The organism is Breznakia sp. PF5-3, assembly GCF_029504745.1.
In the GTDB taxonomy this organism is placed as follows: Bacteria; Bacillota_I; Bacilli_A; order Erysipelotrichales; family Erysipelotrichaceae; genus Breznakia.
Map to the genome: position 1 here is coordinate 1 of NZ_JAQFIQ010000031.1, position 15,749 is coordinate 15,749.

Here is a 15,749-nt window from a genome sequence, read left to right on the forward strand (position 1 = left end):
AGGTGAAGTTTTTATAGAGGTTTCACCTCTAAATCAAGACAATCACCTATTTATATGCCTATATCATTCTTTATTTGACATATTATAGTTTGTCTCTTTCTTAATGTGCCAGTCATTGGCACATTCTCTATTTTTATTATTTTATTTGCTATTAATAGTACTTGTATTACGCAAAATTGATTAAAATAGTCCGTTTCTTTATTGTATTCATTTAACTATTTAATGCATCATATGGATAAGATGACATTGTACTCGTATTGGTAAGGATTTTATTTAGTGTATAAGGACACTAGTTTAATCGTTTTTAAACCAGACTGTTTTTCATATCCTCTTTATTTATCGTGATTTTAATCTTTTTATTGTGGTTTCAACTGTGGTGTATATGCTACAATGTTCCCCACAATTAAAACCACAATGTTTTCTAATAAAAAAAGGATATTTTTCCCCTCACAAATGTATATTTTTCATATTCCATTTCGCCAAATAATCATTTGTACCAGTGACTGGCACATTTTATCATTCAGTATCTACCAATATGTTACACTGTTTTTCATATGAGCACTGGCAATACAATTGGTAGTATTGCCAATACTGTAATCAACACATAAAAAAAGCCAATGATTGCATTGACTTCATAATAGATACTTTTAGTATATTGATTTCTTTTCTGATTATCTTTTGTATCTGGTATTAAATAACGATGTAGTAACACCAAAAATGCTATTATTACCATTCCCACCACGATTGTAGGACTTGTCACCTCACTTGCATAGTGAATTACTTCACTAATTACTTCTTTTACTTTGACTAAATAATCACTATGGCTTATTCTGATCATAAGTAGCAAATAGAACCATAATCCCATAATTGCAAATAATAATAGCACTGGCTTTCTTATTTTTGTTGGCAGCAGCTTAAACATGATCTTTTTTAATCGGTATTTAATCTTATTGACATTCCCTGTATTACATATTCTTTTCATTTTATAAGCAATTTTTTTTAATCCTCCCATATTATTTTATCTCCTTCTTCTACAGATAACATACTATCTCCTTCACTAAGCAATTCTTTTTCATACTCATCCTTCTCCTTTTTCGCAAAATAATTTTTAAACACAATTTTTTCCGCTTCTTCTTTACTTAAACAATCTCTTGCCATCAACTCTCTTGCAAATGCTCGATTCTTCTCCTTATTTTTTTCCATTGCTGGAGGATCTTTATAATTTACAAGGATTCCGTCTGTATAGCGATATGGTGCTGAGGCTTCAATTAACACGGTCTTTATTTTCCCATGATCTTCTGCAGTTAAATAGCCTATTCGATCTTTTAAGATTTCCATATCATTTGGAGTAACTTTCCCACCAGGAATCATTTTTACCAAATTATTTGCTGCCTCTGGTGTATGTCTTAACGATATAAATGTATTAATATTCCCAAATAGATCTTTTCTATAATCATTATCAAATTGCTCTACAAATTGTGTCATTGGAACTATTGCCAGCCCTTGTTCTCTCCCTTTTGCTCCTATCTTGTGAAAAATTGGAAGCTGCACATCATGTGCCTCATCAACAAACAGTAGATGTAAAAGTGCCATTGAAGGACGTTTTAAGCAAGTTAAATAATATTGTAAGCTCAAATATCCACATATAACATTGATTTCAAATTTACTCATTCCTGCTAGATTAAATAGAATAATATATCCAGCATCCATCCACTTTCTAATATCCTTAATACTGTCATATTTACTCGTAAGTCCAAACATCAACTTCTTTTGCTCTGTATTATTAAACATACTTATTCTATTCAATACAGGATCCACTTTATCATTAGACATCTTTGTGTTTTTTAAAAACTTCACTATATCTTGGGCATACATATCTTTCTTTAATCTATTTGCCAAATCAATCCGATACGTATCATTACTAGAGTCAAAAACCTTAGCTAAATCACCTATTGTATGCTCTTCTTTTGGATCCATCATCAACGCTTGCATTGCATCACCCATCGTGCGATCAACTTGAGGTGTTTTCATATCTCCATATAAAGATTTAAAAAAATCCAAAATCATACTAGGTTCAGAATGACTATTTAATAACGATATTGGAAAAACGTAATCCTTACATGAAAAGTCAACCACTCTAACTTTATCTAATACAGAAGTAATATCATACCCATCACTTTGATACTTCAACAGAATATCAATAACACCCAACACTGCTCCCTCTTTTGGATCAAACAAAGTAAATCCTGGAACATTCTTTTCGCCTTTCAATTTGCGTAGTAGAATTCCTCTAGCAACTTCTTCAAATACTGAGGTCTTACCACTACCTGTTGTTCCACCTATAAAAACATGCTTCCTTGCCGTTGTTTCATCTAAATAAACTGCACGATTATCTTGTACGGGATGACAAAGTTTCCCTACATAAAATCCTTGATCAAACTCATCTATGTCAAGAGTTACTTGCCCTTGATATAAATGATAGATTCGTTTCAACTCTTCTGTACTTTTACCCTTTAACGTTGGTATTTGTAATATATTCATCACCTCGAGTCCACTAGAAACACTTTCTCGATAGCTATCTTTATAGTCAATATAATATTGCTTTTCAAAAGCTGTCAAAGAAGCTATTTTAGCTGAAATATCACGTATTTTTGTATTATGAAATTTAGTTTTCCCTTGCACTTTCAATATATATTCAAGCTCCACATCACTTCCCTGCCTCATAAATGATTGCTTTTTATTCGGTTTACTTCCTCTTTTTACTTTAAAATCTAGCCAAATTCGTGTATCTGCACTTAATGTTTGTATAATCGTCATAAAGATAGATTCATTAAAAAACAAAGTCAATTGCTGCTCCGACTTTTTCTCATTTATGTTAGATGAATAAGGTAAGTATAAAGTACTTGTACGAGCATACACAGGAAAATTCGCATAAATAGGCAACGCAGATGCTTCGCCTCCTAAAAGTGTCTCTATCGCGCTTAAAAACGATTGTGAATTGTTCTCATCACTATCACATTTTAAATATAATGACAATATACCTTTGTGATTACAATCAATCACAAAGGTATATGGATAATCTTCTAATAGTCTTTTAAAAAAACCTTTTCTTTTTCCTGTAGGTGCTGACAATGATTTTAAGAAATTTTGCATCTTTTCTGCTTGAAAAGAATAGTCTTTTCTTGGGATAATTTGATAAATCAAAATCATTCCTCCTTTCACTTGGTAGCCAAAGAAAAATATGCCAGTCACTGGCACATTCTATTTAAACTCTTTTTATGATATACTTTTTTTGAAGATAGTAATTATCCTTAAAATACCAACTACTCTCTTATGGCTATAAAAGTAGGAGGTGTTGCTTATGAGTAATCTCATATTAATACTTCTCATTCTTCGTGAATGTAAAGAAATATTAGTGATTATAAAAAAGTGACTACCCTACTTTCTAATTTGACCGTTAGATAGGGTAGTCTTTAAGTAAGGATAGCATTGCTATCTTCACCATTATTATACATCATTTGCTTAAAATTTCAACTGCACAATTTGGGCAGTTTTTTATGTTAATCAGTTCTCATTCTGACTTTTTTATTATTGACACAACTTTACCAACATATGTTAATTCGTGGATGCTATATACACGCTTAACAAAGTTCCTACAACAATGATTGATCGTAAAATAGGATTATTGATAAAAATCACAATGAGTATCAATAAAATGATATTCATAATTATAATCAGAATCAGTAATATAATGTCACCATCTTCAATATCATAATACGTACGAATTTTTTGTATACATTTATATATAATAAAAACACCAATTCCTGCCAATGCAAAAGCAAGAACGAAAAATTGCAAAGCTTGACCGTTATTATAGGCAAGCACTTCAAAATGAGATTCTAGTGTTAATAATATTTTATTAAGTTTAGATAATGAATATAAGAATACTGATATTGTACCCCCGTATAACAATTCAAGAATAACTATTATTTTATTCTTCTTCAATACCGCCACTGCTCTTTCCGTTATCGTTCCATCTTGATTCATATTCTATCCCCCTTTTTAGCCTATTTCTTACTTCAGTGTATATGATAAGCTCTCTGTTTAATTTATATAGATTATTTATAACCGAAATAACAATAAATATCAATGTTATCATTATGATAATTATCAAAATAGCTGCATATAGCATGTATATTTTATACTCTTTACCACTGATTTCATTTTGCATGTTTAATTTCATCGCTGTAATAAAAATTTTAGAAGCTGTATTCCAGACTCCAAAACCAATTGATACTAGGAAGCCTAGTATGAGTGAAAATGCAATATTCTTTTTTGAATCATATTTTGTTTTAGTTAAGACAAATCGAAATTCTTGTTCTTCTGCTGACAAGGAAAAAAACTCATCACGTATTTTCTTATATTGTTTAAATTGCTTCTTCTCTCTCTCGTATATTGTTAAAGACAAAAGTATATTTTTTATTTTTTTCCTCATGCTAACCTCCTTATGTTTTCACTAATATAGCATATCAAATATTTTACTTTAAATATAGCTTCATTTTATAATCTCTTATACCTCTATTTAAACCATTTTTCAGGATCGATTAGGTTTATTGTTGATCCTGCATAAATACCTCCATGATGTACTTCTAAATGAAGATGAGTTCCAGTGCTATTTCCTGAATGTCCTTGTGTTCCTACTATATCTCCTTTTTTTACTCTTTGTCCTGTTTTTACCTTCACCTTTTCCAAGTGTGCATATTGTACATACATCTCTTTACTGTCATACGTAAACTTTAAGACTACATAGTTACCTCCACCTGCTACTTCATCAAATGGACAGTAATTACCCAAATATCCTCCATTAGGTGGACATGTTTGAGAGGCTTTATAAACAACTGCATCACTTAACGCTAATACAGACTCTCCGTAGTTTCCATTATAGTCTACTCCGGAATGACCGTCTTGAATACCACGAAATATAGGTACATTTTCCCTTCCATACACAAAAGCAAAGTCTCCCTTCACAATGACTGTTTCTGTCGCATTTACATTATTGGGATTGCTTCCACCCTTTCCGAGTGCCAATGGAAATACTAACATTACAAACAATCCAAAAAAAAGAGGAAATGCAATCATCGTCTTAACAATCCTCTTCATTATCTTCTCCATCATCAATTTCTGGTGTTATCATTTTCTCTTCATCATCCTTTATTAAATCATTCATAAACTGATCAATATCACTTTTAAACGTTTGATCCTGTTTACTAGATTGTGATTTGCTTTCTTTATTGGTTAAATCCGAATCGCTTTCACCATAAGTTAATTTATCTTGATCCTTTTCTCCCAAACCTAAATCATCCATATCTGAGGACACATAATCATTTCCTTTTACATGAGCTTCATCCTGTTCCGCTAGATCTTCTTCAGTACATTTCAATTTACTATCTGCACTCTCTTCCATTTCTTTAATTGCTTCATCTGGATTACCATCTTCCTCCACTTCCTCTTCTTCTGTAGAAGTACTATTGTTATCAGGATCGTCTCCTTCTAATATTTCTTCATCGATATCTTCACTTTCTGCTAACTCTTTATCATCTTTTATATCATTAAGCGATGATTTCTTTTTTCCATTTGGATATTCATCAGTATCTTCTCCACCATCTTCTAATGCTTCCTGGTGTTTTCTTTCTGATCGGTGATCGTAAATATCTTTTGGTGTTATATCACCAGTAATAATCCCTTTCGCAATATTAAATGCACCTTCGCCATCCAAATCAATATCGGCTGTTATTTTTTGCCATATCTGCTCTTTATTTTTATATACATAAATGAACAGTAAAACTAAGATTGCATCAAACGGCAAAATCATAAGTAACCCGTATCCTGTCACTCTAGCAACTAGTTGCTGTGTGAAAAATAGCATCAGACTAAAAACGATGTTGGATAAGATAAACAATACTGTCCATTGAATCCTAGATGAAAACCACTTTGTGGCTGCACCTTTATTATCTCTTAATAAAATTAATACAAAAGCGTATGTAGTTACTGCCAAAAGTAGTTCTTTTATAAAACCAATTGCAAATAAAAATAAGGATCCTGATCCAAACACAACTCCTAATAAAAAACGATGTATGAAAAAAACAATTGATAGTCCCATTACATTCATACATTGGTTTGCATTATATGAAATATCTTCATTCCCGTAATCTTGGCGCTCAATCTGTGCGTTATCTTTACTTGGCTCATTCAACAATGTGTTTACTCGCTCAGCTGCAGATACTGGTATCTTCTTTCCTGCATCTCCTTCCTCCCAAGCACCACTGTTTCTATTGCTGATGTCTTTTACATCTGTAACACCAAAATGACGCAAGATAAACCCTTGCTTTTGTAAGGAGTCAAATATCATCCTTTTATTTTGCATTTCAAAGGTTGTACCATCACTGTTATCTCCAAAACTAAATGTTTGTACAATAGAATCACTAATTAATTCTTCACTGTATGTAATGAGCGGCCTTCCATAACGTGCTACAAAGATCACCAATGCACATGATAATACAACTTCAAAAATAGTACTCAAGAATGTTCTAAACGTAAAAGCATTCTTTTTCGCTTTCATTAACTTTCTTGCAACCCCTATACAACCAAATAACACTACAATTTTCATAAACCAAGAATTTGGATTATCCCAATCAAAAATCACACTATCAATAACATCAAATATATTTCTCATTATTGCCGACCAAAAAGAAGATGATGCTACATTATATAAGATAAGAACTGCTAGTGATATAAAGGATCCTAACTTTTCAATGATCGTAGTTATTGTATTCACAATATGCATGATAATAGTTGGCGGATCTGCTAACCATAAATCATAGGAAACAGCAGTAGCACTTGAATTAGAAAAGTTCTTGATATAATCTTCTTTCATTTCTAGTTCTTGTGTCTTTCCATCTAACGACATGATTGCTTTACTATAAAAGTCTGCTGTCTTGGTTGAGGCTTTACGGTCTTTTAGACATTGATTGCGATCTTTTTCACTTGTATATGCTTCACAACCATTGCTAGCATTTCCAACACCCTCACCATGATCATCATTTGCGTTCTCCTTGCCTGCATCTTTTTCTTTATTATCTTCCTTTTTAGCTTCCTCTTTTTCGCTTGCTACATTGGATATTTCCTGTGCATGTGCAACATCACCTATGAATCCTATAAAAAAAGCACTGAACGCTATCAAAAGTCCAATCAGACACTTCTTCTGTTTACGTCCTATTCGTCCCATGCACACACCTCCTCCACTATGCCACTGTGTGAAGTTTTTAAAGACACCTTTGTCTCAGCATGAGGTGTTTTCAATTGCTCAGTGCTACTGTCTTTCAGTGTCGTAAATGCTTCCTTAAATGTTTTTGGTATATTTAGCTTTGTAAGACTTTTTCGATTGTTATAGTCCTGAAGTAAGAATACATATTTCTTACTATCTTTCACTCCTTCATCTTGAGTTCTATCGATAAGTGCTCCACGCACTACATCATGATCATCCAACTTCATCTCTTGTAATACAAATTCAATTTCTTTCGATGATTTCAAAGAGCCTACATATATTTGGCCAGTGTTATTTAAAATCTCGGCATTAATATCTGATAGCTGTTGTGTGATTACGGATGGATACGTTCTCCATGATCGTGAAGTTACGACACAATTAACTACCACATCTTCTCCTCCAGGTATTGCTTTCCATACACGATACTCATCAAATGTTAAATTGTTTTCTTCTACTCCAAATCGCTTCATAAAACCATTTACGATTCCCGTCACTTTTGAAATACAAATAGCAAAAATTGCATGCTTAATTTGATAAGGATCAAACGTTACAACCTCTTTTTTATCTTTTGAATAAATTGGTACTTCTGCAAAGGTAATCAGATTGTATGACTTATTCAAATTGAAAGCCAAATCAATTTCTGTATCTTGGCTGGCAAAAAACAAACGTGCAATAGGATCATTTTTTAAACTCAATACCTGCTTTGCAAGATTGTCATCATATACAATCAGCTTCTCTAACAGTGCAGTAAAGGTCATTTGCTTTAATCGCCTTTGATCAACATCCTTTTTCATATCTTCATATGCATCATTGATATGGTAGAATGCTATTTCCTGTGTTTTATTCAATGCTCTTGATAAACTGGAAATCATTTCTTTTGCTTCAGCTAGTGCTTCTTTTTCATCCTCTTTATGCATTAAAAAGCAATCAAACATACCATCTGGATTATCTTTTGCACCAATTTTTAAATGCGATGCACGATCGCCTAATAATACAATCTTCTTTTCTCGATCACCTTTTGGATCCACCGTTAAAATTCTGCGTCCTTTAAAGATCATATCCACAAAATTACGATGATCTGCTAACTGTGTTTTTCCACCTCCTGTTTCTCCACAATATAATGTTGTAGGTGCTCCTGTTTTCGTTTTACCTTCTAATATCTTGGACGTATTATAAAATACAGGAAGTTCACCTGGCATGGTGTAAGTTTCAATGATTCCTTCCTCATCTTCTCCAATATAAATACCTCCTAAAAAATTATATTGAGCCAAATATCCAATATCAGTTGGCTGAATATACTTTCTGAAATTATTGCGATAGGGGAACAAATTGTCTGCCAACAAAATCTGCCTTCCTACTTCAATAGACAATTGGATCTTTGAAGATTTAAACTTTGTTCGCATATGCTCCCTTCTTTGCTCCAGCAATGACAAAGAAGAAGCGTATACACGTACAAACATTTGCCATCTTATTTTTGAGTGCTCAATGGACTCATCTACATTCTCTGCGGAAATAGCAAGCAAGCGTCCTTTGATGGCATCTTTATCTTTACGATCTGTCCAACTGATATATCGCTTCTGTGCTTTTGTGATTGACTCTTTTTTTGCACTCATATGCTTTACAAATTCTTTGGTGTGCTGTAAATCAAACTTAACAACTACATCGCTTGGGAAACTTGCTAGTTGTAAGCTATTAATCACATCATCTGCGCTTTGATCATCTTTAATCGATGTCTTTTGAAAACTAGATGCAACCATGGTCGACGAGTACAGATGTTCCCACTTGCTACTCTTAGTACTCTGATATTCATAATGTAAATGTGCAGGTTCTTCCTGCACATAATAATCTTCAATATCCTTTTCTAGTGGTAATGCCAAGTAATTATGAAACTGTTCTAGTTTTTTTTGATCTGTTACTTTATCTGTATCAATATGCTTGCACATCCTTTTATAAATCTCTTGTTCTGCTACTTGATACAATTCTAACTCATCTTTTTTTAGTGGTTTACTTTCAATCGGAAACAGTGCAATATTTTTTCTCTTTTTCATCTCTTCTCTACCATCACAAAATACAAAATATATTTCATAACGATATTTGATAGCCTTTTGAAGAATTTCTTTTTGATCCGCTATATAACTCTTCGCTAGATCTAAAAATTCAGGTTTTCCATATACTTTATAGCTATCTGCATATGCTTGATATACTTTTTGATTATTTACTTTTTTTGGCCGTACCATAAAAAAACCTGGCATATTAATATCCAGGATTAAATCACTAAATTTCTCTAATAATGTTGCCTTCTGACTTTCCGAAGCAAACAAAGAATTGATAGGACGTATTTTATAATAGTAAGATACACTTTCTTTATAATATACGATGTTATCATATGTATAAATTCTACTTATATGCAAGAAATACACCTCCTTTCTTCTTTCTTTCCAAATATCGTTTTTCTCCGCTGCTGCTATAAACTAATCGATAGCGTTTGAGCTTTACATAATAAAATTCACTAAACTTTGTTCTTCCTGTTTCATTATTAATCTCATTGTTATATACCACTGCAAATAACACGATTAATGCTGCAATCCCAAATGCAATTAAAAAAGCATTTGCACCTAAAATCAGTGATAGTGGAAATCCGATGATTACAATAATGGTAATCAGTGCAATCAGTGCACCTACAAAGTTAATCCATCCTACAAATTCAATACCTAAATATGGGACTACAAACTTTGCCTTATATTCATCTGCTACTGCATAATTATTCATTTTCATATGGTTTCATCACCTTTTTAGATTCTCTTCCGTTCTTTATCATAGCGGAAAACCCAATTGTCTAAAAAAAGCCAAAGCAAGATTCCATAGAAATACAATTGGTGTCACAAGAAAATTAAATATCGTAGATGCTGGATTTTGCATAATGATGATATATACAAAGATCAACAATATTCCAACTCCAATTTCATCTAATACTGATGTCCACTTCCCAGTTCTTTTTAATGAAGCTGCTGCACTCTTGATTAACCCATAACATAGTCCTACCATTCCTATCGTTGCAATTACTTTCCAAAAGAAGTTAAACGCTTCTGTGTTTATAAAATCCATTAATATACCTCCATTTTCTTAATCTTATTGTTTTCCTTTTTAATCTCTATATAATAATTCCGCGTTCTAGTTACATATTTATCACTTTCATCTACTTTCACTTGCAAATACATATAATCATCATCCTGTGTTGCTGACGTAATTGTTTGGAGTTTTATCTCCACATGCGGATCCAACTTATCAATCACATGACTACTTGTTGTCAGTAGCTTTGCTTGCTTGTAATCATCACTATACGTTTTAAAAAACAAGTTCAGCGTTTGCTTCACTTGCTTATGTTCATCATCACTAAGTTGTTGATTTGTACTTTCTTTTTCCAGCGTAAGCTTTCCTAGTATTTCCTCGTCTGAAATTCCTTTTACATCATAACTGGTAAATAAAAGTGGCCTCGTAATTGCATATCGATCTCCTTCTTTTGCTACATCTGCACGTACATACATCGTATCTATTGTCGGTTCTTGATCTTGTAGCTTTATCTCAATCTTAATTTCTGCATAATAACGATAACTCTTATATTCTTGCTTTAGACTCTTTACTTTATAAAAATTGATCTTTGATACCCTTAAGGATTCTAATTCTTCTGGATAATTTACCACTTCTTCATTTTTTAAAGTAAAGACGGAAATTACTTTTTTTGACTCCTCACTTTGTGGATACTCAAAATAAGCTTCCATATAAGTTCTGACAAATACTTCATCACTGATCTCTTCATATTCTGTAGCTGGTGTTGTTTCAAGCAAACTCTTATATCCACCAATGATTGCAAATACTAAAAAGAAAAGAACTACACTCTTTTTCATCTTTTGCTTACGTTGGATTTTTTTCCATATTTTCAAACGTTCATTTACTAACTCATCTTCACTTTTTTCCTCAACTACTTCTTGATCTTTCGTTGCTTTTTCATCAGGATTCTTTTCTATGTGTTTATGTAGTCGTTTAAACAACATGCTCTATTTCGCCACCTTCCACTGTGTCGGTTTCTCTATCTCCGACTTCCGTTTCATTGATATTCTTATTCACTTTATTTTTATCAAATTTACGATTAAGTTTTTTGAAAAGATATACACATATGTGGCTACCAAAAACAACGACCACACTTGTTAGTAACAACGTATCTAAAAATACGGTGGCCTGAAACTTTTCTTGAATCTCTTTCAGCGTAAAACTTGTAACTTCTGAATCCTTAAGTTCTAAAAACATATATGCGTAACATCCCAATACAGTAAAATTTATAATACATATTTGTAAGATGATGATAAAGGGTTTGCGTAGCTTTCCAAACACCTTCTTCACTTTCATTAGGACATCTTGTCTTTCGTCTTGTGTAATTTCTTTTCTATTCATAAACTTCAAATTCTATCACCCCAGTATCCTCGTTGTACTTCACTTCATTATTCGCTACATAAATACTCAAAAAATGGATCATATTTTCCAAGCTATCATGTGCATAACTAGGAACAACATCACCAAAACTATTGATTGTTTCCCCAACTGGGAATTGTTTCTTTGCTTCTGCAAATGTCATATTCATTATTTCACTCCTTTACAATTCTTCTGTAGACTTCCTTTTTTCAAAAACTGCCCTTCAATATACGCTATATCTTCTAGATTCAACTTCTGTACACTAAATCGTGTATGCTCATATCGTGTATAAATATCTTGAAATAGATTGCATAAAGATGCTTGGTTTTCTCTAAAAAAAGCAAACATCCAAAACATACTTAACTTTGGATATTTGCTCTTCATTTCTATATATTCCTTGCATGCAATTTGCATGATAATATCTACCTCCTCTTTTCTTTCCTTGCATTCTAGAGAAACTGATATTCTTTTTTTATCTTTCATTTATACCTAGTTACTCCTTTCTCACTGCCATTGTATGGTGCGTTTACATCCACTACGTATGCTTCATGTTGCAATCAATATAGAATTGCTTCTTGCCCGATTGGTAATCCATTAGCATCATAAATATTTCTACATGATCCATTACTATAGGGCGCCAGGTAATCTCTACATGCCTTTTGAGCACTTACCATATTATATCCATCAGTGAACAAAAACTGCTTACTCTCTGCTTTTGGTAATGTTGGTTGACTTGGTTTGGAAGATGATGATTCATTCTGGTTTATATCGTTATTTCCGCCATTTTGAGCATTGTTCTCCTCTTCCTTAACTTGTTCATTATCTCTTGACTTTTCTTTCACAATCAGCCTTAAAATCGCTGACACCTTATTTCCGTTTTTATCCTTACAACTATATAAAATTTCATGAATTCCCACCCTATCATAATGTTTAGGCTTTTTAATCGCTACCTTTAATTTTCCATCAATTGGATCTTCTGCTTTTTTTACATAGGACTGTAAATCAATCGCAGTGCCTTCTTCAATTGATACCTCTGTAGCAGTAAGCTCTAACACTGGTAAGATAGGATCACTAAAATTTAACACTAATGCGAACTCTTTCTGATTTCCATAATCATCATAAGCAACATAAATATATACATGTTCACCTACCTGTGAGGTATCAATTGTTGGATATGCAATATCTACAATATTATTACTGCTATTTTTCACAAAAGAAATAGCATCCAGTTCACTCTCTGCTTCATATACACTCTCCACCTTTTTGAAGGTTATTTGCATAGCTTTATAAGATTGTTGTTTTTGATAATCATAGTAGAAATACGCACCCATACCAGCTAGCAGAAATAAACAGACGAAAATTATTAAAACCGGCTTTTTATTTGCCATGACTATCTCCATGCATTTTATTGCTGTGCCATAATGACAGCCGATCATGTTTTGGATCTCGAGTTATAATCTTATTTTCTTGTTCCTTGCATTTTCGTATATAATCTTCCTTGTCGTTTGTCATAAACGCCATACGTGTTTCCTCTTGTTTAATAATGTTCACCTTCTTTCCAAAATCAAAGCTTTTTTATAATAGAAAATGTGCCAGTGACTGGCACATTTTTACTCTTTCTTTTTATTCTCAAGATAATCTGAAGTTGACGACTGGTTTGGTTCACCTCGATTTTTATAAACTTTTTTATTTACATATCCTGTTTTGATTTTCTGTGCTGATATACCACCTTTTCTTGCTTTCTCAGTTGTATGCGCTTGATATGATGCCTGTTGTCCTGCGCCTTTGTAGGCTTTCACAATCTTCTCACTTTGTTCCTCAATCGCCAATTGAAAACGTAATGTCTCATTTCGTTTATAAATAAGAAATCCAATCAACATCATTACAAGCCCTGATATTCCAAGTAACCCCATATTTCCATACATATTGCTCGTATCTCCACTTTTCACGATCTCAATCATTTCATTTGTGTAAGTAAATGAATATACTTTGTTTTCATCAAACAATGCTTTCTCACTTTCATTGTCGATTGCAAATATTTTCACTTCATCAGAAAGAAGAAATCCTGCTGGCGCTTTTGTTTCTTTAATCTCCACTTTTGCAACTTGACCTTTAATTTTAAAAGTTGCTGTACCATCTTTTGTATTTGCATTTACTTTTTGTGTGTCTACAACCTTTCCATTTACGTCATACAACTTAGCTTCAAACTCAAAATCGTTATGAACGATTGCTTCGCCAGTTCGCTCATTTGTCTTATTCACGATAACCGTATATTCTTTTAACTTATTAATCATTTCATGTCCATCATTGATTGCAATATAAAGTTCTTCTTCATCTGTATCTGCGCTAATTGTAAATGGATAGATAGTTTCATCTAGTTCATAAGAATCATTGGTTTTTGTTTCTTTTACATAATATTCTCCATATGGAAGATCAATAGTAAATGGTGTTTCTACTTCTTCACCACTTATATCATCTATTGTTCTTGAAACCATCATTCCTTCTGCATCAATTCCAAATGTTGTAATTGGAGTATCTTTATCAATACTCAATGTTTGATTGTAGTTATAAAGAACATCAGCAGCATAGATTGTAAATTCAATATCTTTAAATGCTTCCTCGTTTTGAAGCGCAGCTACTGGATTCTTTTCCAATGTTTTGTTGATTGAATAAAACTGTGGCTTTTTCATATTCTCTGCAGCAATTGTTTTTAATTGCTCTCCTCCTCCAGCAGCAGTTACAGAATGTTTATAGATCGCTGTATCCCGATTATATCCAATTGGAGCTCTTGTTTCTTCAATATTGTAATTTCCTTCTGGTAAGTTATTGCTAGTGGCGATACCATTAGCATCTGTAGTAATTACTTCTACTATTGCACCATCTGCATAAAGTTCTTTTCCACTATGATTTTTGATGACTCCATCTGCAGTAATTGTGAATTCAGCATCAGCGAGACTTTGCAAACTGAAGACTGGTGATTGGTAGGTAGTACCATCTACTGTTGTTTCACTGATCTCACTAAATGCATTCCCTGTTTTTTGAATTTTTACATTTCCATTCGATGTGCGTATGTTGAGTTTACTTGATGCGGGATCTCCTAATGGATAATAACCGATATTTTGACTTACTGGATGAGTATAGATGATTCCTGATTCAGAAGTTGTAGCAAACTTATAAAAGACAGCAGTTCCGTTCGCATTACCTCCATTATTTTTGAGAGTAATGTTATTTCCGCTTCTTGTAATCGTTACACCAGCTATACTACCGATTTGTGCCATACCAGCTACAACTCCATTGCTATCCTTAATTGTTTTACTTTCACCTTTATTTAAAGTAATTGTTTGATTATTCCAGCTTGCTAATACCGTATGTCCTTTTATCTCAGTAGCAATTTGCGATTTTCTAGCTGCGTAGTTTGGAACATCATGTGACGTTGGTGTATATCCAAAATATTCCCATACCATTAATTGCCAAACCGCATAGTCATAATTTGACTTTGTACTTAATTTTGTCCAAGCATGGTATTGTAATTTAGACAAGTAATCATTACTCGCTGGAGTTGGTGTATAATTTCCAAGGTCAGTTACATTTTTCCATGGCTGTACACACGACCCAACATTAGCATCTACCACTAGTTTATCAATACTTTGCCCATTAAAAAAGGCACTTACACCATTCCCTGATGGATCCCATGCTTGTCCTGTATGATGGTAACCAGTAGCTGTTATTGAATTAATAGTACTTGCACTTAATCTTGTTTTGTTTCCTATTGTTAGAAAACTTGCCATTATCATTGTCAGTGCAAAAACAAATGATATACTTTTTCTCATTATTTTACGTTTCATGTTTCCTCCATTTATATTTTTTTTGCGTAAAAAAAAGACGAGTATCACTCGTCTTACAGATATACCTTTCTCCTTTTTTGTAACATTTACGGGCCTCGTTCCCATACCATATA

The 15,749-nt window shown here is 32.9% G+C and carries 16 protein-coding genes; all 16 read right to left on the reverse strand.

Going from position 1 to position 15,749, the window contains the following annotated elements:
* Positions 1 to 550: 550 nt before the first annotated feature.
* A complete protein-coding gene (locus tag M2475_RS08000; RefSeq protein WP_277490695.1) occupies positions 551 to 1,012 on the reverse strand; it encodes a hypothetical protein in 462 nt (153 codons plus the stop codon).
* Complete coding sequence (locus tag M2475_RS08005; protein WP_277490696.1) at positions 1,000 to 3,204, reverse strand: hypothetical protein; 2,205 nt, start codon at positions 3,202 to 3,204, stop codon at positions 1,000 to 1,002. The genes M2475_RS08000 and M2475_RS08005 overlap by 13 nt, the downstream gene beginning before the upstream one ends.
* A gap of 411 nt (positions 3,205 to 3,615) precedes the next feature.
* Positions 3,616 to 4,047: a hypothetical protein gene (locus M2475_RS08010; RefSeq protein ID WP_277490697.1), complete on the reverse strand. Its 432-nt coding sequence runs from the start codon at positions 4,045 to 4,047 to the stop codon at positions 3,616 to 3,618.
* Positions 3,992 to 4,495, reverse strand: a complete 504-nt coding sequence (locus M2475_RS08015; RefSeq protein ID WP_277490698.1) for a hypothetical protein — start codon at positions 4,493 to 4,495, stop codon at positions 3,992 to 3,994. Before M2475_RS08015 ends, M2475_RS08010 begins: the two co-directional genes overlap by 56 nt.
* Positions 4,496 to 4,578: 83 nt before the next feature.
* Positions 4,579 to 5,160: a M23 family metallopeptidase gene (locus tag M2475_RS08020; protein WP_277490699.1), complete on the reverse strand. Its 582-nt coding sequence runs from the start codon at positions 5,158 to 5,160 to the stop codon at positions 4,579 to 4,581.
* A complete protein-coding gene (locus M2475_RS08025) occupies positions 5,144 to 7,285 on the reverse strand; it encodes a hypothetical protein (protein ID WP_277490700.1) in 2,142 nt (713 codons plus the stop codon). Before M2475_RS08025 ends, M2475_RS08020 begins: the two co-directional genes overlap by 17 nt.
* Complete coding sequence (locus M2475_RS08030) at positions 7,273 to 9,735, reverse strand: ATP-binding protein (protein ID WP_277490702.1); 2,463 nt, start codon at positions 9,733 to 9,735, stop codon at positions 7,273 to 7,275. Before M2475_RS08030 ends, M2475_RS08025 begins: the two co-directional genes overlap by 13 nt.
* Positions 9,722 to 10,099, reverse strand: coding sequence for a hypothetical protein (locus tag M2475_RS08035; protein ID WP_277490704.1), 378 nt, complete (start codon positions 10,097 to 10,099; stop codon positions 9,722 to 9,724). The genes M2475_RS08030 and M2475_RS08035 overlap by 14 nt, the downstream gene beginning before the upstream one ends.
* 39 nt (positions 10,100 to 10,138) lie before the next feature.
* Positions 10,139 to 10,429 carry a molybdenum ABC transporter substrate-binding protein gene (locus M2475_RS08040; RefSeq protein WP_277490706.1) on the reverse strand — a complete coding sequence of 97 codons (291 nt, stop codon included), beginning with the start codon at positions 10,427 to 10,429 and terminating at the stop codon, positions 10,139 to 10,141.
* Positions 10,429 to 11,376, reverse strand: coding sequence for a hypothetical protein (locus tag M2475_RS08045; RefSeq protein ID WP_277490708.1), 948 nt, complete (start codon positions 11,374 to 11,376; stop codon positions 10,429 to 10,431). The genes M2475_RS08040 and M2475_RS08045 overlap by 1 nt, the downstream gene beginning before the upstream one ends.
* The gene (locus M2475_RS08050; protein WP_277490710.1) at positions 11,366 to 11,782 is read right to left on the reverse strand and encodes a hypothetical protein; all 417 of its coding nucleotides are present in this window, start codon (positions 11,780 to 11,782) and stop codon (positions 11,366 to 11,368) included. Before M2475_RS08050 ends, M2475_RS08045 begins: the two co-directional genes overlap by 11 nt.
* Positions 11,766 to 11,960 carry a hypothetical protein gene (locus M2475_RS08055; RefSeq protein WP_277490712.1) on the reverse strand — a complete coding sequence of 65 codons (195 nt, stop codon included), beginning with the start codon at positions 11,958 to 11,960 and terminating at the stop codon, positions 11,766 to 11,768. The genes M2475_RS08050 and M2475_RS08055 overlap by 17 nt, the downstream gene beginning before the upstream one ends.
* Positions 11,960 to 12,274: a hypothetical protein gene (locus tag M2475_RS08060; RefSeq protein WP_277490714.1), complete on the reverse strand. Its 315-nt coding sequence runs from the start codon at positions 12,272 to 12,274 to the stop codon at positions 11,960 to 11,962. The genes M2475_RS08055 and M2475_RS08060 overlap by 1 nt, the downstream gene beginning before the upstream one ends.
* A gap of 74 nt (positions 12,275 to 12,348) precedes the next feature.
* Positions 12,349 to 13,179: a hypothetical protein gene (locus tag M2475_RS08065; RefSeq protein ID WP_277490716.1), complete on the reverse strand. Its 831-nt coding sequence runs from the start codon at positions 13,177 to 13,179 to the stop codon at positions 12,349 to 12,351.
* Positions 13,169 to 13,312, reverse strand: coding sequence for a hypothetical protein (locus M2475_RS08070; RefSeq protein ID WP_277490718.1), 144 nt, complete (start codon positions 13,310 to 13,312; stop codon positions 13,169 to 13,171). Before M2475_RS08070 ends, M2475_RS08065 begins: the two co-directional genes overlap by 11 nt.
* 89 nt (positions 13,313 to 13,401) lie before the next feature.
* Entirely contained in the window at positions 13,402 to 15,636 is a 2,235-nt protein-coding gene (locus M2475_RS08075) for a prealbumin-like fold domain-containing protein (RefSeq protein WP_277490719.1), read from the reverse strand.
* Positions 15,637 to 15,749: the final 113 nt, after the last annotated feature.

Excerpts from the sequence above, each read along its gene's own strand:
- M2475_RS08000 (WP_277490695.1), bottom strand. The coding sequence starts at position 1,012 with ATGGGAGGATTAAAAAAAATTGCTTATAAAATGAAAAGAATATGTAAT.
- M2475_RS08010 (WP_277490697.1), bottom strand. The coding sequence starts at position 4,047 with ATGAATCAAGATGGAACGATAACGGAAAGAGCAGTGGCGGTATTGAAG.
- M2475_RS08015 (WP_277490698.1), bottom strand. The coding sequence starts at position 4,495 with ATGAGGAAAAAAATAAAAAATATACTTTTGTCTTTAACAATATACGAG.
- M2475_RS08020 (WP_277490699.1), bottom strand. The coding sequence starts at position 5,160 with ATGAAGAGGATTGTTAAGACGATGATTGCATTTCCTCTTTTTTTTGGA.
- M2475_RS08025 (WP_277490700.1), bottom strand. The coding sequence starts at position 7,285 with ATGGGACGAATAGGACGTAAACAGAAGAAGTGTCTGATTGGACTTTTG.
- M2475_RS08035 (WP_277490704.1), bottom strand. The coding sequence starts at position 10,099 with ATGAAAATGAATAATTATGCAGTAGCAGATGAATATAAGGCAAAGTTT.
- M2475_RS08040 (WP_277490706.1), bottom strand. The coding sequence starts at position 10,429 with ATGGATTTTATAAACACAGAAGCGTTTAACTTCTTTTGGAAAGTAATT.
- M2475_RS08045 (WP_277490708.1), bottom strand. The coding sequence starts at position 11,376 with ATGTTGTTTAAACGACTACATAAACACATAGAAAAGAATCCTGATGAA.
- M2475_RS08055 (WP_277490712.1), bottom strand. The coding sequence starts at position 11,960 with ATGAATATGACATTTGCAGAAGCAAAGAAACAATTCCCAGTTGGGGAA.
- M2475_RS08060 (WP_277490714.1), bottom strand. The coding sequence starts at position 12,274 with ATGAAAGATAAAAAAAGAATATCAGTTTCTCTAGAATGCAAGGAAAGA.
- M2475_RS08065 (WP_277490716.1), bottom strand. The coding sequence starts at position 13,179 with ATGGCAAATAAAAAGCCGGTTTTAATAATTTTCGTCTGTTTATTTCTG.
- M2475_RS08070 (WP_277490718.1), bottom strand. The coding sequence starts at position 13,312 with ATGGCGTTTATGACAAACGACAAGGAAGATTATATACGAAAATGCAAG.
- M2475_RS08075 (WP_277490719.1), bottom strand. The coding sequence starts at position 15,636 with ATGAAACGTAAAATAATGAGAAAAAGTATATCATTTGTTTTTGCACTG.